We start from the raw sequence: 25,399 nt of genomic DNA on the forward strand, positions 1-25,399 counted from the left end.
AGATGACAGAGCCGAGTCGCCCCAACATCGTGATCCTGTTCGCCGACGACCTCGGCTGGGGCGACCTCGGCTGCTTCGGGGCCGACGACATACCCACCCCGCACCTCGACGCCCTCTGCGCGGCCGGGGTCCGGCTTCCCCAGTGGTACGCGAACTCCCCGGTGTGCTCGCCCTCGCGGGCCGCGCTGATGACCGGGCGATACCCCGCCCACGCCGGTGTGGAATCCATCCTCGGTGGGACCCGTCACACACCCGGGCTGCCCCACCAGCCCACCCTCGCCTCGCACCTGCGCGAGCGCGGGTATCGGACGGGACTGTTCGGCAAGTGGCACCTGGGGGCCGACCCCGCCTACGCGCCCTCCCATTTCGGGTTCGACGAGACCTTCGGCTTCCGCGCCGGCTGCGTCGACTACTACTCGCACATCTTCTACTGGGGAGACCACAACCCGGTGCACGACCTCTGGGACGGAGACGACGAGGTGTGGCGCAACGGCGAGTACCTCACCACTGTCATCGGGGACCGCGCCGCAGACTTCATCGCTCGTACCGCGCCCGAGTCGCCCTTCTTCTGCTACGTCCCCTTCAATGCACCGCACTACCCGATGCACGCGCCCGAGGAGCACATGCGCCGCGTCGCCCACCTGCCTCCCGGTCGGCGGGAGAGCGCGGCGATGATCGCCGCGATGGATGATGCCGTCGGCGAGATCCTCGCGGCCCTCGATCGCAGCGGCGTCCGGGACGAGACGATCGTGCTGTTCTCCTCCGACAACGGGCCCTCCCGAGAGAGCCGCAACTGGCTGGACGGTGAGGAGATCTCGTACACGGGCGGCTCCGCCGGCGGGCTCCGCGGGTCGAAGGGTTCCGTGTTCGAAGGGGGGATCCGCGTGCCAGGCATCGTCTCCTGGCCCGCGCATCTCCCCTCCGGCGCCGAGTACGACCAGGTGGGCACGATGATGGACCTGCTGCCGACGCTCCTGCACGCCGTGGACGGCGAGGAGCCGGAGCTGCCCGAGGTCGACGGGGTCTCCCTGCTCGATGCGCTGCGGGGAGACGGCGGAAGCGAAGGCGGCGTCCCACCGGCGGGCGAGTCCGGCGAGCGCGCCGTCGTGTGGGAGTACCAGGGCCAGTACGCGGTGCGACGAGGTCGCTACAAGCTCGTCCACGATGCCCGAGAGGGCATGGACCCGCCCGCTGCAGTGGGTGCTGCGCTCTTCGACCTCGAGAGCGATCCGCAGGAGGGGACGGACATCTCCGGGCAGGCGCCGCAGATCGTGGCCGACCTCGAGCGCGTGCTGAGCAGCTATCGGCAGGCGGCAGGTCAGTGGGAGAGCACCGCTCGGAGCCGGTGAGGGCGAGACGCCGCGGGTGAGATGCTCGGGGGACCCGCCCCGGCCCGTCCCAAAGGAGACCCCGCACCATGAACCGACCCCGCCTGGGACTGTTCACCCGACTCCTCGAGGAGGCGAGCCCAGCTGACCGCTACCGCTTCGCGATCGAGCAGATCACCCGGGCCGACGAGCTCGGCTTCGCCTCCGCGTGGGTCGCCCAGCACCACTTCGGCGAGCACGAGGGCGGTCTGCCCTCGCCGTTCGTGCTGCTCGCCGCCGCGGCCCAGCGCACGAGCGACATCGCGCTGGCCACCGGGGTGCTCACCCTCCCGATCGACGACCCTCTGCGTGCGGCGGAGGACGCCTCCGTGCTCGATGCCCTGAGCGGCGGGCGGGTGCAGCTCGGGATCGCCGCCGGCGGTACGCCGTCCTCGTTCCCCGCCTTCGGCCGCGACCCCGCACGACGCCGGGAGATCTTCGCCGACCACCTGGGCGTGCTGAGAGAAGCCCTCGCCGGTCGCGGCGTCCGCGGCACCGAGTCCCGGATCTACCCGCCGGCCGGTGACCTCGGCGGGCGCATCTGGCAGGCGACGTTCTCCGCCGACGGCGGCCGACGCGCCGGCGAGGCCGGCGACGGGCTGATGCTCTCGCGCACCCAGGTGCGCCCCGAGGACGCCCTCGACCAGCCGCTCCACGAGATTCAGCTGCCCATCATCGAGGCCTACCGCAGCGCACTCCCCGACGGAGCGACGCCGCGGGTCCTCGCCTCGCGCACCGCGCTCGTCGTGGACCCCGAGGATCGCGACCGCGCCCTCGCCCTCGCGGAGCCCGGGCTGCGCGCGCTCGCCGCGGGCCAGAACGGATTCGATGCCGCCGGGGCGAGCATCGAGGAGCTCGTGGCCGTCACCGACACCCACGTGGGGACCGTCGAAGAGGTCTGCGAGACCCTCGCGGCCGACGAGACGCTGCCCGCGGCCACCGACGTCTCGTTCCAGGTGCACTCGATCGCCGCGCCTCACGAGATGACCCTGCGCAGCCTCGAGCTGCTGGCCACGGAGGTCGCCCCGCGCCTCGGTCTCGCCACGGGACCGGAGGCGGCCGCGTCCCTGCGCGCAGGGACCTGATCCCGTCGCCGTCGTCCACGCCCCCCGGGGACCGGCGCCACGGGATCAGTCGTGAGGGAGCAGGTGCTCCGCGTCCGGCAGCGGGACGCCGAAGCCGGGCGCGTCGTCGAGGTGCAGCACCCCGTCGACGGGCCGCAGCAGCGCATCCTCGACGCCCCGCACCGTGCCGGGCACGCCCTCGACGAGCTCGACGTTCCCGCAGCCCGCGGCGAGGTGCGCCGCGCACCGGGTCTTCAGCGGCTGGCCCCACGCGTGCGGTGAGGCCAGGGTCCCTGCGGCCTCGATCTCGGGCATGAGCCGGCGCCAGGGCGTGAGGCCGAAGGAGATCACGTCCATGAGCAGCACGTCGATGCTGCCCGCGGCGGCGATCGGCAGCAGCGCCGGCACCTCCGGGGTGGTCTCGCCCTCGGCGATCAGGGTGGCGGGGGAGTGCGCGTCGAGCCAGGCGCGCAGCTGCGCGAGATCGTCGGCGTCGTCGAGGAAGGGCTCCTCGACCCAGTGCAGGCCGACGTCGGCCACCGCGTCGAGATAGCGCAGGAACCCGGGCAGGTCGTAGCCGTCGTTGGCGTCCACGAGCAGCCGCGCCCCGGGCATCGCCTCGCGCACGGCCCGTGTCACGGCGACGTCCCTGGCGTCCCCCTCGGCGCGCGGCATCCAGCGGTTGCCGCGTCCGATCTTGAGCTTCACGTCGCGGTAGCCGAGCGGGGCGTCCGCCCGGCACTCCTCGAGGATCCGCGCGATGCCGCGCGGGGAGTCCTGCGGGTCGAGGTCGTCGAAGTACAGGGCGCCGTCGTACACCGGGACGTCGACGGTCCCGCGCCCGCCCAGCAGGGCATGGACCGGCTGGTCGAGGACGACGCCGAGGAGGTCGTGCAGGGCGACGTCCGCCCAGTGGCCCCGGGGATCGCGCACGCCGCTCGCGGGGTCGATGAGGTCGGAGAGGCGGCGGCCGATCAGGGCGTCGACGTCGCCCGGAGGGTCTTCGAGCAGGCCCCATCCCGTGCGGCCGTCGTCCGTGCGCAGCACCACGACGTCGGCCCACGGTCCGTCCCCGTGCTCGCCGAGGCGCGCATTGCGGCCGATGGTGCGGGGGTAGCGGGTCTCGAGGCGGTGGAACTCGACGGAGCGGAGCGTGGGGTCGGCGGTGACCATGGGGTTCCCATCGGAGGGGGTCGGCGGACGGCGGGGCCCTCGATCTCACCCTGCCCGATCGAGCGTCCGCCTGATCGTCTCCCGCACCCGTGGCGCCATTCCAGGTCCGTCCACGGCACGGCGCCCCGCGACCTGGATCGGGATGAACTCGGGCCACTGGAGGCTGAAGCCCAGCAGCTGCGCGACGTCGGTCGCCGGGTCGACGTGCACACCGGCGGCCTGCTCGTAGTCGTCGAGGAACCACATGGCGGCGTCGGCCGAGAAGAGCACGGCGAGGTTCAGCCGGCAGTGGCCCACGTCCAGACCGCGGTCGGCGAGGCCCGCCGTCGGCCAGTCGACGACGGCGCGGATCCGTGGCCGGTCCGCCCCCTCCCACAGCACGTTGAAGTGCTGGAAGTCGCCGTGGGAGAGCACTGCGGCCGACGGGTCCGGGGCGCGGGAGGCGAGCTCGTGCGCGTCGCGGGCGAGACCGGCGTCGCCGAGCGCGACGAGCCACGGGTGCTGCGCGTAGGGCATGTACTCGCAGGTCTCGAGCGACGGCGGGGGCACGGCGTGGATCTGCACGAGCATCTTCGCGAGCCGCCGCACCCACTTCCGCAGATCCGGCGGATCGAGCTCCACGCGGCCCGGGAGGAACGAGGTCACGGTCGAGGGCAGACCCGACCCGCTGCCGTCGGGATCCGCGGCGAGCAGTCGGGGGATGGGAAGCCCCGAGTCGGTCAGCGCCTCGAGCCCGGTCACCTCGCGCCGCACCAGATCCTGCTCCTCCGGGCCGCTGCTGCGCCAGCGGCGGACCACCAGGTCCTCGCCGCCGGAGGCCGGCCGCAGCTGGAGCATCTGGCCGGTGATCCCGCCGACCAGGGGACGCACGAGCGCGACCCCGCCGACCAGCGGCTCGAGCCAGCGGCGCAGGCCCGGGTCGAGATCGCCCTCGGCGCCCCCAGCGCCCCCAGCGCTCACGCGGTGCACGCCCCCGTCGACACGGTCTCCGTCTCGCTGTCGAGCTGCGCGATCACGGGCAGCAGCTCGGCGTTGGTCATGGCGTAGGCGACGTCGTCATCGGACTCGCCGCGCGCGAAGACCACACCGGCGACGCCGCCGTCGGAGTCCAGCAGAGGACCGCCCGAGTTGCCGGGCTCGACCTCCGCGTCGAGCACGTAGATGTCACGGCGCACGCTGCCCTCGCCGTGCGCGTCGTGCACCTCGGCGCTGCCCGAGGCGCGCACGGTCGCAGGCTCCGAGCGGAACGGCCCGCCGTGCGGATACCCCTGGATCACGGCCGAGGCGCCGTCGTCCAGCGCGTCCACGAGCTTCAGGGGCTCCGCGTCGACGTCGGCCGCGATCACCGCCAGGTCGTTCTCGACATCGAAGTGGACCACGCGGCCCTCGCGGGCGCTCTCGCCGGGCAGCTCGACCATCGGATGGTCCACGCCGGCGACCACGTGGGCGTTGGTGACGATGCGATCGGGCGCGACCACGAAGCCGGATCCGGTGGAGATGGTGCCGCAGCCGTTCGTCGGCCCGGAGACGCGCGCGACGGACTGCGCGGCCTGCGTGAGGTCCGCCTGGTCGAGGTCGACGGGGGCCGACGTCGGGACGTCGGCCTCGCCCAGTCCCTCGGGCGGGCTCACGATGGTGGGCATGGGCAGGGCGCCGACGACCTCCGCGCGCAGCTGGGCGAGGGCGTCGTCGACGGGCTCCGGTGTGGCACGGTCGATCTGCTGCAGGACCCGCGAGGACGCGACCGTGCTGGAGACGCCCGGGATGCCCGCCGAGACCAGCCCGGCCCCGCCGAACATCACCACGACCAGGCCCAGTACGAGCCCGAGCACTCCGCCGAGGAGTCGTTCGAGGACGCGCAGGTGGATGCGGTCGGCGCCCCGACGGATCAGTCCGCCGATGCTCGAGCCGATGCCGCAGCCGACCACGAGCAGCAGGAACAGGGCGCCGAGCACGGCGACCGTGCGCCACGGGGGATCGACCGCCGCGGAGACGTGGGGGAGCGCCCAGACCGCGGCCGCGGCGCCGGCCGCGAGTCCCAGCAGGGCGCCGAGAGTCGCCGCGAAGCCCGAACGCAGGCCCGCGCCGAGAGCGCCCAGCAGGATGATCACGGCGACCACGTCCACGATCCACGTCATCGCGCTCTCCGGGTGACCATCCGCGCGAGCGAGCGCGCCGGGCCGGCGCCTGCTGCGAGATATGCGCCCAGCACCAGGGTCGCGCCTCCGGCGGCGAGCATCAGCGGATCCCGCAGTCCCCGGTGGGAGCGCTCGACGCCTGCGGCCGCCACGCGGCCCACGCCCACGAGCATCGCACCCATGGTGACGCCCGCGACGATGCGATCCCCTGTCGCCTCGATCCGCTCGACCAGCGGTTCCAGGTCGTCGGGATCGATGTGCACGGCGACGCCCCTCGACTCGTAGCCGTCGAGCATGCGGCGCACCCTCGCGGGCGCTTCTTCGCCCAGGCGCAGCGCCTGCATCCCGCTCTCACCGAGACGTGTGAGCAATGCCTGCGGACCCCAGATCTGCGCCAGGGCGACGGGCAGGACCTCCTCGAGGACAGCGCTGATATGGAACGTGGGGTCCAGGAGCACAGCGCTGGACTCGGTGAGCACGAGCATCCTCAGCAGAGTGGACACATCCGCCGGCAGCTGCAGCCGGTGCCGGCGGAGCAGGGTGGTCAGCTTCTCGAAGAAGGCCGAGAGGGAGATGTCGGCGAGGGCGTGCCCCTCGAGAGTGTCCAGGAGAGCCTGCACGTCCTGATCGAACCGGCGAGCGTCGTGCGGACCCTGCGGAGGTGCGAGTCGGAGCAGGGACGCCGCGACGCCGTCGGAGTCGGGGCGGGCCAGCGAGAAGGTGAGGCGCACGATGTCCTCGCGCACCGGGCGACTGAGCTCGCCCACCATCCCGAAGTCGATGAGCCAGATGCAGCCGTCCTCCCGGACGAACATGTTGCCGGGATGCGGATCAGCATGGAAGAACCCGTCGACCAGGACCATCTTCACGATGGAGCGGGTTGCGGCGCGAGCGAGCGCCGGTCTGTCCACGCCCGCCGCATCGAGAGCCTCGCGGTCCGTGATCCGCATGCCGGCAGCGAACTCCTCCGTGAGCACTCGGGAAGTGCTCAGCGCGGTGAAGACCCGCGGGATCCGCACCACCGGGTCCTCGGCGAGGTCCGCGGCGAACCGCTGCGCGTTCGCCGCCTCGGCGCGGTAGTCGAGCTCGCGGCGCATGCTGCGGTCGAAGGCAGAGGCCAGGCCCTCGACGTCCACGTCACGCGCCGTCTCCCACTCGCGGTCGGCGATCCCCGCCAGGTGCCGGAGGATGCCGAGGTCCTCAGCGACGATGTCCTCCACGCCGGGTTTGCGGACCTTGACGACGACCTCCGTGCCGTCGAGCGTCCGTGCGCGGTGCGCCTGCCCGATGGACGCCGTCGCGAGCGGCGCCTCCTCGAACATCTCGAACGCCTCCAGCGGGTCCATGCCCAGCTCTTCGCGCACGACCTGGGCGATCTGCTCGTACGGTGCGGGCGGTGTGTGGTCCTGCAGCCGTGTGAGCTCCTCGGTGTACGCGGCCGGCAGGAGGTCGTCCCTCGTGGCCAGCATCTGGCCGAGCTTCATGAACGTGGGCCCGAGCTGCTCGAGTGCTTGGCGCAGCCTCACGGGACCTGGCACGGGGCCCGGCGCGCCGCCGCCGTCCGCGGCGTCCGGCCCTCCCGCACGGCGCCGCAGACTCTCGGGGACGTGGCCGAGCAGGCCCGTCTGCCCGGCGAGCGCTGCCAGACCATTGCTCACGAGGATCTCGGCGATCTCGCGGTAGCGGGCGACGGAATGCGAGGGCGCCATCTCTGTCTCCTGGATCGAACGTGATCGGCGGGGTCGACGACCTGGAACCGTCGATGCTAGTGGGCCCGCGCGCGGAGCATCACTCGCAGAGCGTCTGTGAGGCGCTTCATGTGCCACGGAACGCGCTGGTCACCGCCATTTCTCCGGCGTCCTCAGGAAACTGTGAGGGTGGTCGTCGCGAACGCGGACGGAGCGGCGCGACAATCCCCGCATGACACCCACGACGCATGACCCTGCGCAGTCCCCGGGGGATGGCCAGGGCGTTCCCCACCGCGCGCCGGGCGCGCCCGCGCACATCTCCTCCACGCGCTCGGAGACAGGCCTCGGAGCCGGGGATCCTCCCCTGGGCGCACGATCCGGACATGGTGCGCACAACGGCTCCGGCGGCGATCAGGGGGGCGAGTCGCAGATCAAGAAGCTCTCGCCCTCGGGACTCATCGGCAGCGGTGCCGCGGCGGCCGCGGCCTCGGTGGTCGGCGGTCAGCTGGGCGTGGCCGGCACCGTGCTGGGTGCGGCGCTCACGTCCGTGGTCTCCGCCGCGGTCCTCGCTTTCTACACCGACTCCGTCAACACCAGTCGTCGAAAGCTGCGCGAGGTGCAGCGCAGCGGCATCCGACCCGGCGACCCGCGCTCCGGCGCGAAGTCGTCCTCCCGCACGCCGCCGGCCGGGTCCGCCGTCGCCGGCGGAGCCGAGGAGGGAGCGGCCTCGGGCGTCGCAGCCGGATCGGCCCCGCGCTCACGACTGCTGAAGGTCATCGGCATGGCTGTGGCGATCGGCGTGATCGGCATCGTCGCGGTGTTCGGCATCCAGCGTGTCATGGGCGCGGAGCTCTCGCCCGGCACCGGGCAGATCCAGCGCAGCGTCACCGGCACCGCGCACGTCTCCTCGCGCGATGACTCGTCCTCCTCGGGAGACGACTCCTCCACGACCGACGGATCCACGAGCGACGACGACTCCTCGACGACTGGTGATTCGACCGACGGTGACAGCACCGACACTGACTCGGGTGACTCGAAGGGATGGAGCCCCTTCGGAGGGGGCTCCTCGAACGGCGACTCGGACAGCGACTCGGGCACGGGCAGCGGTGGGGGCTCCGGGCCCGGTGACGGCTCGTCGGGTGACGGTTCGGGCACCGGGAGCGGTGACGGGTCGGCAGGGTCGGGGAACTCCGGCGGATCCGGATCCGGATCGGGGTCCGGCAGCGGCTCCGGCAGCGGCTCCGGCACCGGGAGCGGGGCGGGGGCCGGCACCGGGCAGTGAGTCTCAGCAGGACGCGGTCACCCCCGATGCCGCTGCCACCACAGCGCGGCCTGCACGCGGGACTCGACCTGCAGCTTGCTGAGCACGTGCGTGATGTGAGTCTTCACGGTGGTCACCTCGACCACGAGCTCCCTCGCGATCTGCTGGTTCGACATCCCGTCGGCGAGCAGCCGCAGCACCTCGCCCTCCCGTCGCGTGAGCTCGACCCCGGGTGGTGGGCCCGGCGTCGGGGCCGGCTCGTCGCGAGCGGGAGCGTCCCGGGGTGTCACGCTGCGCAGCGCGGCGACCACCGCGCGCAGCGCAGCGGGAGAGAGGATGGCGTCACCGCTGGCCACGGCGTGTACGGCCTCCAGAATCCTCCGGGGCTCCTCCGTCTTCACGAGGTATCCGTCGGCCCCTGCGGCGAGCGCGCCCAGCACATAGGAGTCGAGGTCGAAGGCGGAGATGACGAGCACCCGGGCGCCGGTCCCGCGCAGTGCCGGAGTGATCTCGATGCCGGTCGCCCCGGGCATGCGCACATCGGTCAGCGCCACGTCAGGGCGCTGGGCCCGTGCATGCCGCACGGCGGCGTCGCCGTCGTCCGCCTGGGCGACGACCTCGGTGCTCGGATCGGCCTCCAGCAGGGCGACGAGCCCCGCGCGCACCGCCGGGTGGTCGTCGGCCACGAGCACGCGGATCGGGGTCTCCGGCTCCTCGTGGGCGAGGGGTGAGGTGGGGGCGTCGGACATCAGGAGACCTCCGTCGTGAGCGGGGAGTGGTCCCGTATCGGGACCCGGACCTCGACGCGCCAGGTCCTCGGGTCGGTGGCGTCGGGTCCGGCGTTGAGGGATCCGCCGACGGCGAGGGCGCGCGAGCGCATCGTCGTGAGGCCGAGCCCGGGGGAGTCGTCGGCGCGGACATGGCCGGGGACGAACGCGTTGGTGCAGACCAGGTGGACGGCGTGGGCGTCCGCGACGACATGCAGCCGGCGCGGCGCCCGGCCGTGGGCGAGGGCGTTCGCGACGGCCTCCGCGCCGATCCGCAGCAGCGCCGCCCGCAGCGTCGGATCCACGCGCGCCGGATCCTCGACCGCCGGGTCGACCTGCACGAGACTGCCGCCGTCGGCCCCGTCGGCCCCGTCGGCCCCGTCGGCCCCACGGTTCTTGACGTCACTGACCGCTGTGTGCGCGCCCGCGTCGAGCCGCGCCGCGAGCGCGTCCCAGCTGAGCGTCACTTCAGGTTCGACCGCGCTCTCGTCGGTGAGCATCGTGATCACCGAGCGCAGATCCCGCAGCGCCGCCTGCGCCGAGTCCCGGGTGGTGGCGAGCGAGCGCTCGCGCGCGTCCGCCGAGGGCAGCTGCGCGGCGAGCCCCGCGTGCAGCGCGACGGCGCTGAGGTGCCCGGACAGCACGTCGTGCAGGTCCTGGGCCAGGCGGCGCCGCTCGGTCTCCACCGCCCGCTCCGCCCGCTCGGCGGCGAGCTCCTGCTCGGCCGAGGCGAGGCGCTCCGCCGTCGCCCGCGCCAGATGCAGGTGCCGCACCTCCCAGCCCCAGGCGAGGGGAGTGCCGACGACCACGACGATCAGCAGCAGCCCCACGATGATCGACGGGCCCGGCTGCGGCCAGGTGGAGGTCACGGCGACCATCGCGATCGAGATCGCGGCCCCGGCGCCGCTCGTCACGCGCGCCAGGCGCCGGGACCCGTAGGCCACCGGCGACCACAGCGCCTCGAAGAGCAGCACGTAGCCGCCGATCGTGGAACCGCCCAGCACCTCCGCGCAGGAGAGGGTGCCGGTCACGACCAGGGTCACCGCCGGCGCCCGGTGCCGCAGCGCCGTCGCGAGCGCCGCGGGCACGAGCAGCGCGATCGACGCACCGTTCGTCCACAGCGGCCCCTGCGCCAGCAGACCCTGGGCGCCGATCCCGAGGCCGCCGATGCCGCCGAGCATCACCACGACGACCACGTAGAGCGCCGCGACGAGCACATCGCGGCGCGGTGACCACGGCGCGCGCTCGGGACCGGATTCCATGCCCACGAGGCTAGACGGCGCGTCGAGGGTCGGCACCGGTGATCGAGGCGTCCAGCACCAAGGGATGACGCACCGGTCCCGCGGGACCGGAAGCCTGGAACCCATGGACGCTCTGACCCACGCCGCGGGACCGCTCGGACTGGTGGTGCTCGCCCTCGTCGACTCGACGTCCGTGGGGACCCTCGTGATTCCCGCGATGCTGCTCGTCCTCGGGCAGGGCGGCGCGCGTCGCGTGGCCGGCCGCACCGTGCTGTACCTCCTGGTCATCGGGTTCTTCTACCTCGTGCTCGGTCTGGTCCTGCTGGCCGGGCTGCTGCCGCTCATGCAGTCCGCCCAGGGCCTCCTGGAGACTCCGGCGGCCGCCGTCGCCCTGCCAGCGATCGGCGCCGGGCTGCTCGCCTGGTCCTTCCGTCTCGATCCGAAGTCGATCCGCAAGCGCGGCGGGGACCCCGAGGCCTCCGCGCGCCGCTGGTCGGAGCGGGTGAGGTCGGCGGCCGGGAAACCGCGGGCCCTCGTCGGCCTCGCCCTCCTCGCCGGTGTCATCGAAGCCGCGTCGATGCTCCCGTACCTCGCGGCGATGGGGATCATCGGGCAGATGGGACTCGGCTTCGCGCGCGGCGCGCTCGTGCTGGTCGGCTACTGCGCCGTGATGATCCTGCCCGGCCTCGTGCTCGCGGGCGTGCGCGCGCTCGCCGGCGCCCGCGCCGATCGTCTGCTCCAGCGCCTGCGCGACTGGGCGATCCGCAGCGCCGCCGAAACCCTTTCATGGGTGGTCGGGATCGTCGGCGTGATCCTCCTGCTGCGGAACCTGGGAACGGTGCTGGACGTGCTCGGCATCGGGTGAAGCGGTGCGGTGAGGACCTTCCGCGGGTGTGAATCATGCCACCCCGCCGTGAACGATCACGAGGTCGCGGACCTGCGGAAGCTCTGCGCCCCACCGATGCGCAACTCCGGGCTCTGTGCGGCGCCCCACAAATAGTCGCCGAGCGCTAATGTGGGCCTCGACTTCGCAAGGAAGAGGAGTACCCATGAGACCGCTCGTGCCACGCCGCACGGCCCTCGCCGGGGGCGCTGCAGCCCTCGCCGCGGGCCTCGCGGCATGTGCCCCCACCGGCGCCGGGAAGGTGAACGCGGAAGCGGTCATCCCCCCGTCGGACGGGCCCGTCACCCTGACCTACTGGGCCTGGCTGAAGGACCTCCAGAAGGTCGCCGACAAGTTCAACGCCTCCCAGGACCGCATCACGGTCAACGCCACCTGGATCCCGGGCGGCGACAGCGGCGGCTACGCCAAGCTGCTGAGTGCCGTCGCCGCCGGCGGCGGACCCGACATCGCCCAGGTCGAGCTGCGCTCCGTGCCCGAGTTCGCCCTCGCGGGGGCCCTCACGGAGCTCGGGCGCTACGGCTTCGCCGACGACGAGAAGTCCTTCGACCCTGGCGCCTTCGCTCAGATCAAGGTCGGCGACTCGCTCTGGGCCGTCCCTCAGGACACCGGACCCGGCGCGATGTTCTACAACAAGGACGTCTTCGAGGGCGACCTCGGCCTGACCCCGCCCAAGACCTGGGACCAGTTCCGCACCGCCGCCGAAGAGGTCTCCAAGGCCGGCAAGACCATCATGACCCTCGACCCGGGTGACGGCTCCGTTCTGCCGTTCTGGGCCATGCAGCGCGGTTCCGTCTGGTTCGAGCCCCAGGACGACACCTGGGTGCTGAACATGGCGGACGACCCCACCATGGAGATGGCCGAGTTCTGGGACGGAATCTTCTCGGACAAGCTCGTCTCCACCGGCTACGGCCCCTTCTCGACCCCGTGGTACGCCGCCGCCGGCTCCGGTGACGTGCTTTCGTACGTCGGTGGCTCCTGGGGAGACGCTCTCATCGAGACCGTCCCCGGCGGCAAGGGCAAGTGGGCCGTGGCCGACATGCCTCGCTGGAAGGACGGCTACGCCTCCGGCGGCCTCGGCGGCTCGTCGGCCGCGGTCCTGTCCACGAGCAAGCACCCGGCCGAGGCGCTCGAGTTCCTGCGCTGGATGTGCACCGACCCCGACGGGATCGACGCCATGATCAAGAACTCGGGCATCGGCTGGTCGCCGGCCGCCGACTACATCGGCAAGACCCGCGAGAAGCCCAGCGAGTTCTTCTCCGGACAGAACTACAACGTCGACGTCATCCAGCCCATGGCCAAGGGCCAGAACCTCGACTGGACCTGGGCGCCGCTCATGCAGCGGATCAACGCCCGTCTCGGCGACGGCATGCTCGAGGTCGTCGGCGGAGGCAACACCTTCGTCAAGATGCTGCCGCAGGCCCAGGAGGACATCGCCGAGATCATGCGCAAGATCGGCCTGAAGGTGGAGATCTCCAAATGAGAAGCAAGAGCGCTCCCTGGGTGCTGATGGCGCCCTTCCTGCTGCTGTTCCTGTTCACCATGGTGCTACCGATCGTCATCGCGATCGTGCAGTCCTTCATGACCGTGCAGCGCACGGGACTGGTCGGCGAGGACGGTGCCGTCAGCCGCTTCGCGGGCCTGGAGAACTACCTCGCGGCCCTGACCAACCAGAACTTCACCGACTCGATCCTGCGGATGCTGCTGTTCGGCGTCGTGCAGGTGACCGTCATGATCGTCGCCTCCACGATCCTCGCCCTGCTGCTGGAGAGCGCGAGCGCCAAGTGGCCGGGCCTGTTCCGCGCCGCCTACTTCCTGCCCTACGGCATCCCCGGCGTGATCGCGACGATCCTGTGGTCCTTCCTCTACGTCCCGGGCCTCAGCCCGATCGTGGACGTGCTGGGCTGGGTCGGCATCGACGTCGACTTCCTGGGCCCGAACGTGGTGCTGTGGTCGATCGCGAACATCGTGACCTGGACCTACACCGGCTACAACATGCTCATCATCATCGCCCAGCTGAAGGCGATCCCCGGTGACATCTACGAGGCCGCGAAGATCGACGGGGCCGGGCCGCTGCGCGTGGTCACCTCGATCCAGCTGCCCCTGATCCGCCCGGCGCTCATGCTCACGATCATCTTCTCGATCATCGGCACGCTGCAGCTGTTCGCCGAGCCGCAGGTGCTCTCCTCGATGAGCTCCGGCATCAACTCCGAGTACACCCCGAACCTGTCCGCCTACGCGTACGCGTTCCAGTACAACGACCTGGGCATGGCCTCGGCCGAGGCGGTCATCATCGCCCTCGCCGCGTTCATCCTCTCGGCCGCCGCACTGGGCATCTCCAACCGTCTGGGGAGGAAGTCATGAGCACCTCGACGCAGACGCAGGACCCGTCCGCGCAGCCGAACCCGAGCTCCGGCGCGCAGACCGCGCACACGAAGCGCGCAAAGGCAGGCAAGGGGGCACGCGAGTCCCGCAATGCCGGCACGAAGCCGACCACCACCATCATCGTCACCGCGATCCTGGTGATCGTCGCGCTGTACTTCCTGGTGCCGGTGTACTGGGTGATCGTCAACGCCACGAAGTCCACCGAGGACCTCTTCGGCACCAACGGCTTCTGGCTCGGCAAGAGCTTCCAGCTGTTCTCGAACCTGGGCGACGTGCTCACGGCCAACGGCGGGGCCTTCCCCCGCTGGGCGCTGAACTCGCTGCTGTACTCCGGGGTGGGCGCGATCTTCGCGACCTACTTCGCGGTTGCCGCGGGCTATGCCCTGGCCAAGTTCGAGTTCCCCGGCCGCAACGCGATCTTCGCGTTCGTCCTGGGCGGCGTGCTGGTGCCCGGCACCGCGACCGCGCTGCCGCTGTTCCTCGTGTTCAGCAAGATCGGGCTCACCAACACCTATTGGTCGGTGCTGATCCCCTCGCTGCTGAGCCCCTTCGGACTGTTCCTCGCCCGCATCTACGCGAGCGCGGCCATCCCCGACGAGGTCCTCGAGGCCGCCCGCGTCGACGGCGCGAGCGAGATGCGGATCTTCCACACCATCGTGCTGCGCCAGCTGGTGCCCGCCATGGTGACGATCCTGCTGTTCCAGTTCGTCGCGATCTGGAACAACTACTTCCTGCCGCTGGTCATGCTGGCCGATGAGAAGCTCTACCCGATCACCCTGGGGCTGAACAACTGGCGGGCCCAGACCGATCGTCTGCCGGAGTTCTACCAGCTCACCGTGGGCGGCGCGCTGCTCTCGGTGATCCCGCTGGCGATCCTCATCATCGTGCTGCAGCGCTTCTGGCGCGGTGGCCTCACCGAGGGATCCGTCAAGGGCTGACGCCCGGCGGCGCCGTCGGCCCGCGCCCAAGAGATATGAGGGTGGCGAACCAGGATCCGTGGATCTTGGCTCGCCACCCTCACATCTTCTCGGGCCCGTCGTCCTGCCGCTCTGGAGGACGGGCAGCCCCACGGTGCGGGCGGGTCTGTGGACCATTCAGCGGCGTGAATGGTCCGCAGACCCGCACCGACGCTCGGATACGGGCCGCGAAGGCCTCCGGGTCAGCCCTGTCGGGCCTTCAGGCGGGGGTTCCTCTTGTTGATCACGTAGGTGCGCCCGCGTCGACGGACCACCTGCGATCCGGGCAGGTTCTTCAGCGCGCGCAGCGAGTTGCGGACCTTCATCGGGTGGCCTCCTGGGTGGGTGCGTCGGCGTTCCGAGAGCCGGCGCTCTGCGGGCCGGTGCTCTGCGCGCCCGCGGACTTCGAGCCGTAGCGGCGGCGGAACTTCTCGACGCGACCGGCGGTGTCGACCACGCGGGCGCTGCCCGTGTAGAAGGGGTGGGAGGCGGACGAGATCTCCACGTCGATGACGGGGTACTCGCGGCCGTCGTCCCAGAGCACGGTCTTGTCCGAGGTGACGGTCGAGCGGGTCAGGAACGAATGACCGGCCCCCGCGTCGCGGAACACGACGTGGTGGTAGTCGGGGTGGATGCCGTTCTTCATGCGGGCCTCCTTCGAGGTGGCAGGGGGATGGGCGGGTCGGGCCGCCGGCGCATCGGCCGACGGCCGCGGCTCACCAGCTGGACTTGGTGATGCCGGGCAGCTCGCCGCGGTGGGCGGCGGCCCGGAAGCGGACGCGCGAGAGGCCGAAGCGGCGCAGATGGCCGCGGGGGCGGCCGTCGATCGCGTCGCGGTTGCGCAGGCGCGTCGGGCTCGCGTCGCGGGGGAGCGTCTGCAGGGCCCGCTGGGCGTCGGCGCGCTCCTCGGGCGAGGAGGCCGGGTCCTTGAGGGTCCGCTTGAGGGCGGCCCGGCGCTCGGCGTGCTTGGCGACGACGGCGCGTCGGCGCGCGTCGGCTGCGATCTTCGAGGTCTTGGCCATCAGCGCTCCTCCCGGAACTCGACGACCTCGCGCACGCGCGGATCGAACTTGCGCATGGTGAGGCGGTCGGGGGTGTTCCGCCTGTTCTTGGTGGTCATGTACGTGAAACCGGTACCTGCCGTGGAACGCATCTTCACGGTCTGGCGGACGTCATTGCGACGACTCATGGGTGCCCTCCTGCGGGTCGTGATGGGTGGATCGGGATGCGCGGGCCGGGGGCTGCAGGTCTACGGCCGACGGCCCCGCGCGGGGGTGGTGAGGACTGGAGATCGAGGAGCGGGGCCGCGAGGGCTCTGCGCGAGGCGGTGCTCGACTCGGCGGAGGCGGGGCCGCCTGCATGAGATCGCGCGCCCCGTTCCTTCCGTGCCCGGTACGACGCCCGGCGACCCCGTTTCGATGTCAGAGGTGCTCGCACGTCACATCGCCGTCGGACCCATGGACCCACGGGCCCTTGGCCCGCCGGTTCCTCGGCCCCTCGGCCCCTCGGCCCCTCGGCCCCTCGGCCCCTCGGCCCCTCGGCCCTCAGACCTTCTCGCCCCGCGCGCGCATCTCCTGCACCACCGCGTCGATGCCGCGCTGGTCGATGATCTTGATGCCCTTGGCGGAGAGGGTCAGCCGCACGGTGCGGCCGAGCGAGGGGACGAAGTACTTCTTGTGCTGGATGTTCGGGCTGAAGCGGCGGGGCGTGCGGCGGTGGGAGTGGGAGACGTTCCGTCCCATCCGCGGCACGGCGCCGGTGACTTGACAACGTTGGGTCATGATGGAGCAGACTAGCTACTGATAATCATTCTCGTCAAGAAGTGAGGTCGCGACCGATGTCCGCGAACGATGCCGCACACGGTGGCCCCGACGCCCACGGGCCGCTCCGCCCCGTGCCCGATACCGGCTCCCTTCCGGTCAGCCTGATCTCCTCGATCGACCCGGTCCTGAGGGACGTGCTGGTCACGAGCCTGCTGCTCGAGCGCCCCGGCATGCTCGCCCTGCGCTACGACGTCGACGCCGAGCACGGTGCGCTGCGCCGCGTCCTCGGCGACGCCGAGCGCGTGATCGACGACTCGCTCGTCGAGCTCGGCCACCCCTGCGTCTCCTGCGCCATGCGCGAGGACGCGATCCCCCTGCTCGCGCGCCTCGCCGCCGAGAGCCGCTGGAACGGGCTGCTGCTCGCCCCGCCGATCAGCGCCGACCCCGAGGTGGTCGTGCGCACCATCCTGCCCGGACGGCAGGGCTGGCACCTGGGTGCCTCGGCCGCCGTGGTCGACACGCGCACCGCTGTGCACGATCTCCTCGAGGACGACACCCTCGCCGAGCGCGGGCTGCAATGGGCCGACGGCGACGAGCGCGCGGTGGGCGAGGCCCTCGCCGCCCAGATCGAGTACGCCGATCTGCTGGTCCTCGACGGGACCGACGGCGCTGCCCGTGAGCTCATCGAGCACCTCCGCGCGCCCGAGCAGCAGGTCGCCGCCTCGATGCACACGCTGCACCCCAAGACCCTGCTGCTGGGCCGCCACTCCCGAGCGCGGGCGGAGGCGCGCCGCGATCCCCGCCGCGTGTCTCCCTACGGCGGGCCCACCGCGCACGGCACCTGGACCCTGGACCTGAGCTCCGACCGGCCCTTCCACCCGGATCGCCTCCTCGAGCACATCGAGGAGCTCGGCGCGGGCCGCCTGCGCGGCCGCGGCCGCTTCTGGGTCCCCGACCGCCCCGGCACGATCTGCCAGTGGGACGGCGCCGGCGGCCAGGTCTCGATCGGCGCGATCGCCGACGCCGGCCGCGAGCTGCCCACCACCCGGCTCGTCGTCACAGGCGTGGGGCCGGCCGACGCCGAGCGCGTGCGCCGCGCCTTCGGCCGCATCCTGCTCACCCCCGAGGAATGGGCCGACGGCCTCGCCCCGTGGTTGGGCGTCGAGGACCGGCTCGCCCCGTGGCTCGGGGAGCGCGAGGCCGCCGCCTGAGGGAGCGGGGCGGGCGGTGGCTCGCCCCGCCCTCGCCCGACGGCGGCTCCTCCCCGCTCCGGGCCGTGGAAGACTGGAGCCGGTAGAACGGTTCACCGAGAGGACTCCCGACGATGCCTGCCCTGCTCGAGCCCACGCCCGACGGCTTCCTCCGCGGGGGCGAGCCCCACCGGATCGTCTCCGGCGCGATCCACTACTTCCGCGTCCACCCCGATCAGTGGCGCGACCGCCTGCGCCGCCTGGTCGCCTTGGGCTGCGACACCGTCGAGACGTACGTCGCCTGGAACATCCACCAGCCCGATCCCGGGACGGTCACCTTCGAGGGCATCGCCGACCTGGGTCGCTTCCTCGACATCGCGGCCGAGGAGGGGCTGGACGCGATCGTGAGGCCGGGCCCTTTCATCTGCGCCGAGTGGGAGAACGGCGGGTTCCCCGGCTGGGTGCTGCGCGACCGCGCGATGCGTCTGCGCGTGCACGACGCGGCCTACCTGCGGCTCGTCGACGACTGGTTCGACTGCCTGATCCCCGTGATCGCGCAGCGGCAGGCGTGCCGCGGCGGCAACGTGGTGATGGTGCAGGTCGAGAACGAGTATGGCTCCTACGGCGACGACACCCTCTACCTCGCGCACCTGCGCGACGGCCTGCGCGCCCGCGGCATCGAGGAGCTGCTGGTGACGTCCGACGGCCCCGCGCGGATGTGGCTGACCGCCGGGACGATCGACGGCGCGCTGCCCACCATCAACTTCGGCTCCCGCACGCGGGACGTCCTCGAGATGGCGCAGCGCGAGCTGCCGGCACAGCCCCTGATGTGCATGGAGTTCTGGAACGGCTGGTTCGACCACTGGGGCGAGGAGCACCACAGCCGGGATGCGGGCAGCGCCGCCGCCGAGCTCGAGGACATGCTCGCGGCCGGCATGAGCGTGAACTTCTACATGGCGCTGGGCGGCACGAATTTCGGGCTCACCGCGGGTGCGAACCACGACGGGGTCCTGCAGCCCACGACCACGAGCTACGACTACGACGCCCCGATCGCCGAGGATGGCCGGGTCACCGAGAAGTTCCACGCCTTCCGCGAGGTCATCGGCCACCACCGGGACCTGCCCCCGCTCGCCGAGCAGCTGGCCGAGCTGGGCCTCGACGCGGAGCCGGCCGCGCTGGGCGCCCGCGAGGTCCAGATCGAGCGCGTGGTGCCGCTGCGCGCCTCCGAGCGCTTCACCCGCACCGCCCCCACCCACGTCGTGCCGCCCGCCTCCGAGGACCTCGGCCTCGAGCGCGGGATCCTCCGGTATTCACGGGACGTCGAGATCGAGGCCATCGACCGCGCCGACGGCACCCGCACCCTCGCGCCCCTGCAGCTCTTCGGCCTCACCGACCGCGCATGGGTTTACGTCGACGGGGTCGCGGTCGGCTCCGCGGGCATCGGCGCGCAGGGCGCGGTCGACGGGAGACTGGCCGGGGAGACCGATCCCGCCGTCGTCGAGCTCGCACCGTTCGTCGACCGACTGCTGCCCGAGGGCGGGCACCGCACGGTGCGCGTCGAGATCCTCGTGGAGAACCTGGGACGCGTGAACTTCGGCCCCTATCTCGGGGGACGCAAGGGCATCCTGCGCGGCGTCTGGGACCGCGTGCGCTTCCTCGGCGACTGGGAGGCCGATCCCTGGCCGCTCGAGGAGATGGGGGAGGAGCTCGCCCGAGTGGCCACCGACCTGCCGTCTGTCGAGGCTGCTCCGGACAGTGCTGCCGAGGCGGACGCCCTCCCCGTGCTCGTCGCCGCCTCCTTCGAGGCCGAGCAGCAGGCGGACGTCCACCTCGATGTCTCCGCCGCGGGACACGGCGTCGCATACGTCAACGGTCACTGCGTCGGTCGCTACTGGAGCATCGGGCCGCAGCAGTCGCTCTACGTGCCCTCGCCCTGGATCCGGGAGGGCCGCAACGAGGTGCTGCTGCTGGATCTCGATCGGGTGCCGAGCCGCCTCGGCCTGGTGGACCGGCCGCTGTTCGACTGACCGTCGGGTGAAGGCGGTCCCTCGGGTCGTTCCTCGTCGGCGCCGGCATCGGCGCGTTCGAGCCCCCTGTCGCCTCACCCCGCGCGTTTGAACACGCGTCCCATGGTGACGATCTCGCAGTGCGCGACCCCTTGGCCCGCCAGCTGCTCGTCGACGAAGGTCAGCAGGTCGGAACGATCCGGCAGCGCGACGTTGGCGACGATCGTGCACGGGCCGCTCGTCGCGGCGGCGAACCGCACCTCGGGGCGCGAGCGCAGGGAACGGCCGAGCTCGCGGATCCTCCCCGGTGCGATGTGCATCCAGAGCATGGCGTCTCCTGATTCGGCCATCGCGGCCGGGTGGATGTCCGCCTCGAGGTAGAGGACCCCCTCCTCGAGCAGGCGCCGTCGGCGCCTGGATGCGGTGCTGCGGTCCACGCCGATGCGTCTGGCGAGGGTCTCGCTGCGCATCCTGCCGTCGTGGGCGAGGGCCGCCAGGATCTCGCGGTCCACAGGTTCGAGCTCCCGGGTCGGGGAGAGCACGGCGTCCGCGGAGCCGCCCCACACCTCCAACAGGTCGTGCGCCTGCACCTGCAGCCGAGGCGTCTCCGCGGCCGCTGCCTGCAGGGGATCGGCAGATTCGTCGGCGTTCACCACGAACCCGCACATCAGCTCCCCACCGTCCCTTGAGAGGCGCACCCACCGGCTCTCGTCATGTCTCGCCATGTCGCCGGCCAGGTGCGCGAGCGCCGGCGTCGGCCCCTGCGCGCGGACCAGGCGCGCGAGACGACCCCCGAACCCGGGCAGAGTGCGCCCCAGGATCCGGACGACGTCCGCGCGGATCATCCTGTGCAGTCGGCGCGCGACGGTGCGCTCGGAGACGTCCAGTCGACCGGCGAGCTCCACGATGCTGGCCCCCGGGTCCCGATCCAGAGCCGTCAGCAGACGCCTGTCCATCGGGTCCAGTCGGACGGACAGGGGACCTCGGGGGACGCCGGTTGACGACCCGTGGTGGAGGGGCCGCCCCGCGCTCGCCCCGGAGTGCCGTGCCCGCTCCGGCGGGAGTGACGGTTCTGCGGCCATGACGCTCCTTCTGGGTGGCTCAGGTGGAGTTCGGCTGTCAGTCTGCCGGAAACGTGCGAGTTCCACCGGTACGGGGCGTCACCGCGCTGGGATCGAGGGCGTCAGGACGGCCGATGCGCGGCGCGCGCACCGGAACTCGCACCACCTCGGAGAGAAGCTCATGCCACGCACTGCAACCGGCGCGCATTCCGCCGGCGCCCTCGATCCCGTATCTGCCGATGCTCCGGACAGACGCGCCCGCAGTGCGGATCCGGGCGGTTCAGGGCCCCGAGACGATCCGGCCGGCCCCAGCACTGCACCGGCGACCGCTCCTCACGGGCTCCTGATCGCGGTCGCGGCCTTCGGCTGTCTCGTGGTCGCGCTCCAGCAGACGCTCGTCGTGCCGGCGGTGCCGCAGTTCCCGGCACTCCTGGGCACCACGCAGGAGGCGGTCGGCTGGCTGGTGACCGCGACGCTGCTGACCGGTGCGGTCGCGACCCCGATCATCGGTCGCCTTGCAGACCTGTTCGGCAAGCGCCGCATGCTCGTGCTGTCCATGGCATTCGTGCTGCTCGGCTCCGTCATCGCACCCTTGGGAGGGATCGGGACGCTCGTCCTCGGACGTGCACTCCAGGGGCTGGGCACCGCTCTCGTGCCCGTCGCGATGGCGCAGATGCGGGACAGTCTGCCGCCGCACCGCGTCGGTGGGGCGCTCGCGATCCTCTCGGCGACGCTCGGCGTGGGCGGGGGGATCGGTGTGCCGCTCGGCGGCGTGATCCTCTCGACCATCGGCTGGACGGGGATGTTCTGGACCTCCGCTGTGCTGTCCGTGGCCGCGATCCTTCTCATCGCCCTCGTGTTCCCCGCGAGCGCGCCCGCCGATCCTCGTGGCCGCTTCGATCTGGTGGGTGCGGTGCTCCTGTCCATCGCACTCACGTCTCTGCTGCTGGCCGTGTCGCAGGGGAACACATGGGGATGGGGGAGTCTCGCGTCGCTCGGCAGCCTGCTCGTCGGCGTCGTCTCCGCCGTCGCGTGGGGCGCGTTCGAGCTGCGTCAGACGTCGCCGCTGGTGGACCTGCGCACCTCGGGCTCGCGTCCGCTGCTGTTCACGAACGCCGCCTCGATCCTGATGGGGATCCTCATGTTCATGAATCTTCTCCTGACCACCCGCACCCTGCAGAATCCGACGACCGAGGGCGGTTTCGGGTGGAGCGCGAGCGCCGCAGGTCTCGCGATGCTCCCCAACGCGGCGGCCATGTTCGCCGTGGCGGCGCTCACGGCCCGGCTGGCCGCACGGTTCGGCCCTCGTCCCGTCCTCGAGATCGGCGGTGTCGTCACGGCGCTCGGGTATCTGCTGCGCCTGCTCGTGACGCCGAGCGCACCGGTCACGATCGTGTGGACCACCCTGATCGGCATCGGCGTGGGCATCGCGTACGCGGCGATGCCCATGCTCGTGGTCCGCTACGCGCCGCCGCGCGAGACGGGATCGGCCAACGGGGTCAACGCGCTCATGCGCGCCATCGGCTCGGCGATCGCGAGCGCACTGGTCGCAGCGATCACCGCCGGCTTGGTCGCCGAGGTCGACGGCGGCATCGTCCCGTCGGCCGCCTCGCTCGGGACGATCGCCCTGATCGGCCTCGTACTCAGCGCGGTCAGCACAGTGCTCGCGTCGTTCGCCCGTCGGCCGGGCGAGAGGCATGATGGCACCGTGCCGTCCGCGGAACGATGAAGGAGTCTTCCATGACCACGAACGCATCGACCGCGCGTTCGGGTGCGCTCGCCGACGGAGCGATCGACACGCATGCGCACGTCTACCCGGCCGCCTACCTCGATCTGCTCGAGGAGTGCGGGGCCGATCCCTCGACGACGGCCATCGCCCGGAACCTGGGCGCCGACTCCAGCGACGCGGACCTGTCCGAACGGCTGCGTTGGATGGATGCCGCCCAGGTCGGCGTCCAGGTCCTCGCCGTCACGCCTCAGAGCCCGTCGCTCCCCGACCCCTCGGCCTCCGCGGTCGCGGCCCGCTGGATCAACGACGAGTACGACAGGATCCGGCGTGCGCACCCGGATCGGTTCCTGCTGTACGGCGCGCTGCCCTTGCCGCACGTGGAGGCGTCGCTGCGCGAGCTCGAGCGGATCGCCGGCGGGGAAGGGGTCGTCGGCATCTCCCTGCCGGCGGTGCTACCCGACGGCGCCTCCCCGGCCGACGCAGCCTTCGAGGAGGTGTGGGCCGCTCTCGACGCGCTCGGGACGGTGGTGAACATCCATGCGACCGGGAGCGGAGCTCGATCCCCGCTGATCACGGATTGGGGCCTGGACTGGGTGAACGGGGCACCCGTCGAGGATGCCATCGCCACCCTGCAGCTGATGAAGGCGGGAATCCCGCAGCGGTTCCCTCGTCTCACCCTGCACATCGCCCACCTGGCCGGCGATCTGCCGTTCCTGGTCCGGCGGCTCGAGGACAACTACGAGGACTGGAACGCGTTCCCGGCCTCGCCGTCGACGACGCTCGCCTCCCTGATGGTGGATGCGGCGAAGTTCTCCGAGCCGTCGCTGCGGATGACCGCAGAGGTGCTGGGCGCCTCGCGGATCATGGTCGGTTCGGACCATCCGTACTTCCAACGCGAGAAGTATGTGCGCGCGGTCGACTACGTGCGCTCCGCGCAGCTGGACGACGAGGCGATCACCGGGATCCTGCGCGGCAACGCCGAGCGCCTGTACGGCGGGAGGATCTGAGGGGCGACCGTGGGCAGGACGCCCCTCAGAAACTCACTTCTTCTTCGGGTCCTTGGTGACAGGGACGTCCGCGGGGAGCACCTCGGCATACTCCTCGAGGATCTTCTTGCCGCCGCCGTCCTCCCAGGCCTTGAGCGCCTTCGTGAAGTCGTCGATGGTCTTGCGGCCCTGGATGACGTCGTCGCGCACGTCGTTCAGGCGCGTGCTGAGCTCCGTGCCCTTGGAGGAGGCCGTGTCCGAGTACAGCCCCTTGATCGGGGACTGCGAGGCGTGCTCGAGCAGCTTCTTCTCCTGCGCGTAGATGTACTCGGAGTCGTCGGCGATCGGGTTGTAGACGACGCCCTCGCCGGCTGCCATGATCTGCAGAGCGCTCTGGAGCCCGGGCACGTTGGTCTCGCCGTCCTTGGTGAGGACGTAGTTGCCGTCCTCGACCTCGTACTCCTGGCCCTCGCGGCCCCAGTTGACCGTCATGTACTCCTCGGTGCCGAAGGGCGCCGAGAGGTAATTGATGAGGTCCAGCAGCTCCCGGATCTTCTTCTCGTCGTCGGTCTTCTTCAACGGCGTGAAGCCCACGGTCCCGTAGCCCATGTCGTAGACCTGGGTGCGGTCCGCGTCCGCAGGGAAGGGGATGAGGATGTCGGCCAGCAGGTCCTTGTTGTAGTGGCGGTACTCGGAGGCGCCGCGGGGACCGACGGAGACGATCGCACCGATCGTGCCGTTGGCGAAGTACTGCGAGGACTCGGCGAGGTTCAGGTCCGGGTAGAACACGCCGGCCTTGAAGACCTTCTGCGCGTACTCCAGCGTCTCGAGGTACTCGTCGGTCTGCTGCGAGGCGGTGAGCGTGCGGTCCTCGTTCACGCGGTAGCCCGTGGGCACGCCGAACCATTCGCCGAACATGTGGAAGGCGTTGGGCAGGAACGGCTCGAGCGCCCAGCGCTTCCCCTTGATCGACACGTCCTTGCACTTCTCGAGGAACTCGTCGGCGTCGTTCGACTGGAAGCCGCCGACCTCCTTCCAGACCTCGGGATTGCCCAGGTAGACCTGGCCGAACGGGGTCGAGGGGATCGGCGCGCCCCAGATCTTGCCGTTGACCACGGCGGTGCGCCACGAGCTCGGAGTGAGCGCTGCGAGGTTCTTCCACTCCAGGACGGCATCGCCCGAGAGGTATTCCGTGAGGTCGGTGAACTGGGACTCGAGCATCGGGCCGATGTTCGGGATGCCCTGGTTCGGCGGGACCCACATGAGGTCCGGCAGGTCGCCGGAGGCCAGGATCGTCGCGAACTTGTCCGGGTAGGAGTCGATGACGACCTGCATGTCCAGCGTGCCGCCGAGCTCCGAGTTCAGGTTCTTCCAGAACGGGTTGGACTTCATGGGCGGCGGGGGCGTCGCGAAGGTCTGGGTGAGTGCCGAGATCGTGCCCGAGGTGATCGGCTTCTTCTCGGTCGTCCGCAGCAGCTTCTCGGGCGCCTTCAGGAAGACGTTGTGCAGGCCCTTCTCGTTGCCCTTCAGATCCGGTGCGAGGCCGTCGAGCGCCTTGTAGGTGGGCAGTTCGACCTCGGCCGACTTCTTGGCACCGCCGGACCGGCTGGAGCTCGCGGTGCAGGCGCCGGCGCCGACGGCGACCGCGGCGGCGCCTCCTGCGGCGAGGAGCCGGCGACGTCCGATCTCGAAGCTCATGGTGTGTCCTTTCATCGGGGCCGCG

Annotated in this window: 24 protein-coding genes; 11 read left to right on the forward strand and 13 right to left on the reverse strand. The window is 71.5% G+C overall.

Annotation, left to right across the window (positions count from 1 at the left end; translation table 11 throughout):
* Window positions 1-2: 2 nt before the first annotated feature.
* Both Bra3105_RS13610 and Bra3105_RS13615 read left to right on the forward strand, forming a co-directional pair.
* Window positions 3-1,349: a sulfatase family protein gene (locus Bra3105_RS13610; protein ID WP_228357257.1), complete on the forward strand. Its 1,347-nt coding sequence runs from the start codon at window positions 3-5 to the stop codon at window positions 1,347-1,349.
* Window positions 1,350-1,417: 68 nt separating this feature from the next.
* Window positions 1,418-2,452 (forward strand): putative FMN-dependent luciferase-like monooxygenase, encoded by a 1,035-nt coding sequence (locus tag Bra3105_RS13615; protein ID WP_228357258.1) that lies wholly within the window; start codon window positions 1,418-1,420, stop codon window positions 2,450-2,452.
* 45 nt (window positions 2,453-2,497) lie between these two features.
* Here Bra3105_RS13615 and Bra3105_RS13620 read toward each other — a convergent pair whose 3' ends face one another.
* From Bra3105_RS13620 to Bra3105_RS13635, 4 genes are read right to left on the reverse strand one after another with little or no spacing between them, the layout of a single operon-like run.
* Window positions 2,498-3,604, reverse strand: a complete 1,107-nt coding sequence (locus tag Bra3105_RS13620; RefSeq protein WP_228357259.1) for an enolase C-terminal domain-like protein — start codon at window positions 3,602-3,604, stop codon at window positions 2,498-2,500.
* A gap of 45 nt (window positions 3,605-3,649) precedes the next feature.
* Window positions 3,650-4,564 (reverse strand): phosphotransferase family protein, encoded by a 915-nt coding sequence (locus tag Bra3105_RS13625; protein WP_228357260.1) that lies wholly within the window; start codon window positions 4,562-4,564, stop codon window positions 3,650-3,652.
* Window positions 4,561-5,742, reverse strand: coding sequence for a MarP family serine protease (locus Bra3105_RS13630; RefSeq protein ID WP_228357261.1), 1,182 nt, complete (start codon window positions 5,740-5,742; stop codon window positions 4,561-4,563). The genes Bra3105_RS13625 and Bra3105_RS13630 overlap by 4 nt, the downstream gene beginning before the upstream one ends.
* A complete protein-coding gene (locus Bra3105_RS13635) occupies window positions 5,739-7,451 on the reverse strand; it encodes an ABC1 kinase family protein (protein WP_228357262.1) in 1,713 nt (570 codons plus the stop codon). The genes Bra3105_RS13630 and Bra3105_RS13635 overlap by 4 nt, the downstream gene beginning before the upstream one ends.
* A 211-nt stretch (window positions 7,452-7,662) precedes the next feature.
* On the opposite strand from Bra3105_RS13635, the gene Bra3105_RS13640 reads away from it, so the two are divergent.
* Complete coding sequence (locus Bra3105_RS13640) at window positions 7,663-8,712, forward strand: hypothetical protein (RefSeq protein ID WP_228357263.1); 1,050 nt, start codon at window positions 7,663-7,665, stop codon at window positions 8,710-8,712.
* Window positions 8,713-8,729: 17 nt separating this feature from the next.
* On the opposite strand, the gene Bra3105_RS13645 is transcribed toward Bra3105_RS13640, so the two are convergent.
* On the reverse strand, window positions 8,730-9,440 hold the full coding sequence (locus tag Bra3105_RS13645) for a response regulator (protein WP_228357264.1): 711 nt from the start codon (window positions 9,438-9,440) through the stop codon (window positions 8,730-8,732).
* Window positions 9,440-10,720 carry a sensor histidine kinase gene (locus Bra3105_RS13650; protein WP_228357265.1) on the reverse strand — a complete coding sequence of 427 codons (1,281 nt, stop codon included), beginning with the start codon at window positions 10,718-10,720 and terminating at the stop codon, window positions 9,440-9,442. Before Bra3105_RS13650 ends, Bra3105_RS13645 begins: the two co-directional genes overlap by 1 nt.
* Before the next feature lie 103 nt (window positions 10,721-10,823).
* Here Bra3105_RS13650 and Bra3105_RS13655 point away from each other — a divergent pair, with 103 nt between their 5' ends.
* The 4 genes from Bra3105_RS13655 to Bra3105_RS13670 all read left to right on the forward strand — a co-directional run bounded on the left by Bra3105_RS13655 (window position 10,824) and on the right by Bra3105_RS13670 (window position 14,923).
* Window positions 10,824-11,564: a GAP family protein gene (locus Bra3105_RS13655; RefSeq protein WP_228357266.1), complete on the forward strand. Its 741-nt coding sequence runs from the start codon at window positions 10,824-10,826 to the stop codon at window positions 11,562-11,564.
* A 280-nt stretch (window positions 11,565-11,844) separates the two neighbouring features.
* A complete protein-coding gene (locus Bra3105_RS13660; protein ID WP_228357267.1) occupies window positions 11,845-13,083 on the forward strand; it encodes an ABC transporter substrate-binding protein in 1,239 nt (412 codons plus the stop codon).
* The gene (locus Bra3105_RS13665) at window positions 13,080-13,964 is read left to right on the forward strand and encodes a carbohydrate ABC transporter permease (protein WP_228357268.1); all 885 of its coding nucleotides are present in this window, start codon (window positions 13,080-13,082) and stop codon (window positions 13,962-13,964) included. The genes Bra3105_RS13660 and Bra3105_RS13665 overlap by 4 nt, the downstream gene beginning before the upstream one ends.
* Window positions 13,961-14,923 (forward strand): carbohydrate ABC transporter permease, encoded by a 963-nt coding sequence (locus tag Bra3105_RS13670; RefSeq protein ID WP_228357269.1) that lies wholly within the window; start codon window positions 13,961-13,963, stop codon window positions 14,921-14,923. Before Bra3105_RS13665 ends, Bra3105_RS13670 begins: the two co-directional genes overlap by 4 nt.
* Before the next feature lie 221 nt (window positions 14,924-15,144).
* Here Bra3105_RS13670 and ykgO read toward each other — a convergent pair whose 3' ends face one another.
* From ykgO to rpmB, 5 genes are all read right to left on the reverse strand, one after another.
* On the reverse strand, window positions 15,145-15,267 hold the full coding sequence (gene ykgO, locus Bra3105_RS13675; protein WP_200502117.1) for a type B 50S ribosomal protein L36: 123 nt from the start codon (window positions 15,265-15,267) through the stop codon (window positions 15,145-15,147).
* Window positions 15,264-15,587 carry a type B 50S ribosomal protein L31 gene (locus tag Bra3105_RS13680; RefSeq protein ID WP_228357270.1) on the reverse strand — a complete coding sequence of 108 codons (324 nt, stop codon included), beginning with the start codon at window positions 15,585-15,587 and terminating at the stop codon, window positions 15,264-15,266. The genes ykgO and Bra3105_RS13680 overlap by 4 nt, the downstream gene beginning before the upstream one ends.
* A gap of 70 nt (window positions 15,588-15,657) precedes the next feature.
* Window positions 15,658-15,963, reverse strand: coding sequence for a 30S ribosomal protein S14 (gene rpsN / locus Bra3105_RS13685; RefSeq protein ID WP_200502115.1), 306 nt, complete (start codon window positions 15,961-15,963; stop codon window positions 15,658-15,660).
* On the reverse strand, window positions 15,963-16,130 hold the full coding sequence (gene rpmG / locus Bra3105_RS13690) for a 50S ribosomal protein L33 (protein WP_200502114.1): 168 nt from the start codon (window positions 16,128-16,130) through the stop codon (window positions 15,963-15,965). The genes rpsN and rpmG overlap by 1 nt, the downstream gene beginning before the upstream one ends.
* A 355-nt stretch (window positions 16,131-16,485) precedes the next feature.
* Window positions 16,486-16,722 carry a 50S ribosomal protein L28 gene (gene rpmB, locus Bra3105_RS13695; protein ID WP_200502113.1) on the reverse strand — a complete coding sequence of 79 codons (237 nt, stop codon included), beginning with the start codon at window positions 16,720-16,722 and terminating at the stop codon, window positions 16,486-16,488.
* Window positions 16,723-16,778: 56 nt separating this feature from the next.
* Here rpmB and Bra3105_RS13700 point away from each other — a divergent pair, with 56 nt between their 5' ends.
* Window positions 16,779-17,915 carry a CobW family GTP-binding protein gene (locus Bra3105_RS13700; RefSeq protein WP_228357271.1) on the forward strand — a complete coding sequence of 379 codons (1,137 nt, stop codon included), beginning with the start codon at window positions 16,779-16,781 and terminating at the stop codon, window positions 17,913-17,915.
* 113 nt (window positions 17,916-18,028) lie between these two features.
* Entirely contained in the window at window positions 18,029-19,921 is a 1,893-nt protein-coding gene (locus Bra3105_RS13705) for a glycoside hydrolase family 35 protein (RefSeq protein ID WP_228357272.1), read from the forward strand.
* A 74-nt stretch (window positions 19,922-19,995) separates the two neighbouring features.
* On the opposite strand, the gene Bra3105_RS13710 is transcribed toward Bra3105_RS13705, so the two are convergent.
* A complete protein-coding gene (locus Bra3105_RS13710; RefSeq protein WP_267061751.1) occupies window positions 19,996-20,856 on the reverse strand; it encodes a winged helix-turn-helix domain-containing protein in 861 nt (286 codons plus the stop codon).
* A gap of 286 nt (window positions 20,857-21,142) precedes the next feature.
* Between Bra3105_RS13710 and Bra3105_RS13715 the strand changes: the two genes are divergently transcribed.
* Entirely contained in the window at window positions 21,143-22,690 is a 1,548-nt protein-coding gene (locus Bra3105_RS13715; RefSeq protein ID WP_228357274.1) for an MFS transporter, read from the forward strand.
* 11 nt (window positions 22,691-22,701) lie between these two features.
* Complete coding sequence (locus Bra3105_RS13720; protein WP_228357275.1) at window positions 22,702-23,697, forward strand: amidohydrolase family protein; 996 nt, start codon at window positions 22,702-22,704, stop codon at window positions 23,695-23,697.
* Window positions 23,698-23,730: 33 nt separating this feature from the next.
* On the opposite strand, the gene Bra3105_RS13725 is transcribed toward Bra3105_RS13720, so the two are convergent.
* The gene (locus tag Bra3105_RS13725; protein WP_228357276.1) at window positions 23,731-25,374 is read right to left on the reverse strand and encodes a type 2 periplasmic-binding domain-containing protein; all 1,644 of its coding nucleotides are present in this window, start codon (window positions 25,372-25,374) and stop codon (window positions 23,731-23,733) included.
* Window positions 25,375-25,399: the final 25 nt, after the last annotated feature.

Source organism: Brachybacterium halotolerans subsp. kimchii (assembly GCF_020792675.1).
Taxonomy (GTDB): Bacteria; Actinomycetota; Actinomycetes; order Actinomycetales; family Dermabacteraceae; genus Brachybacterium; species Brachybacterium halotolerans.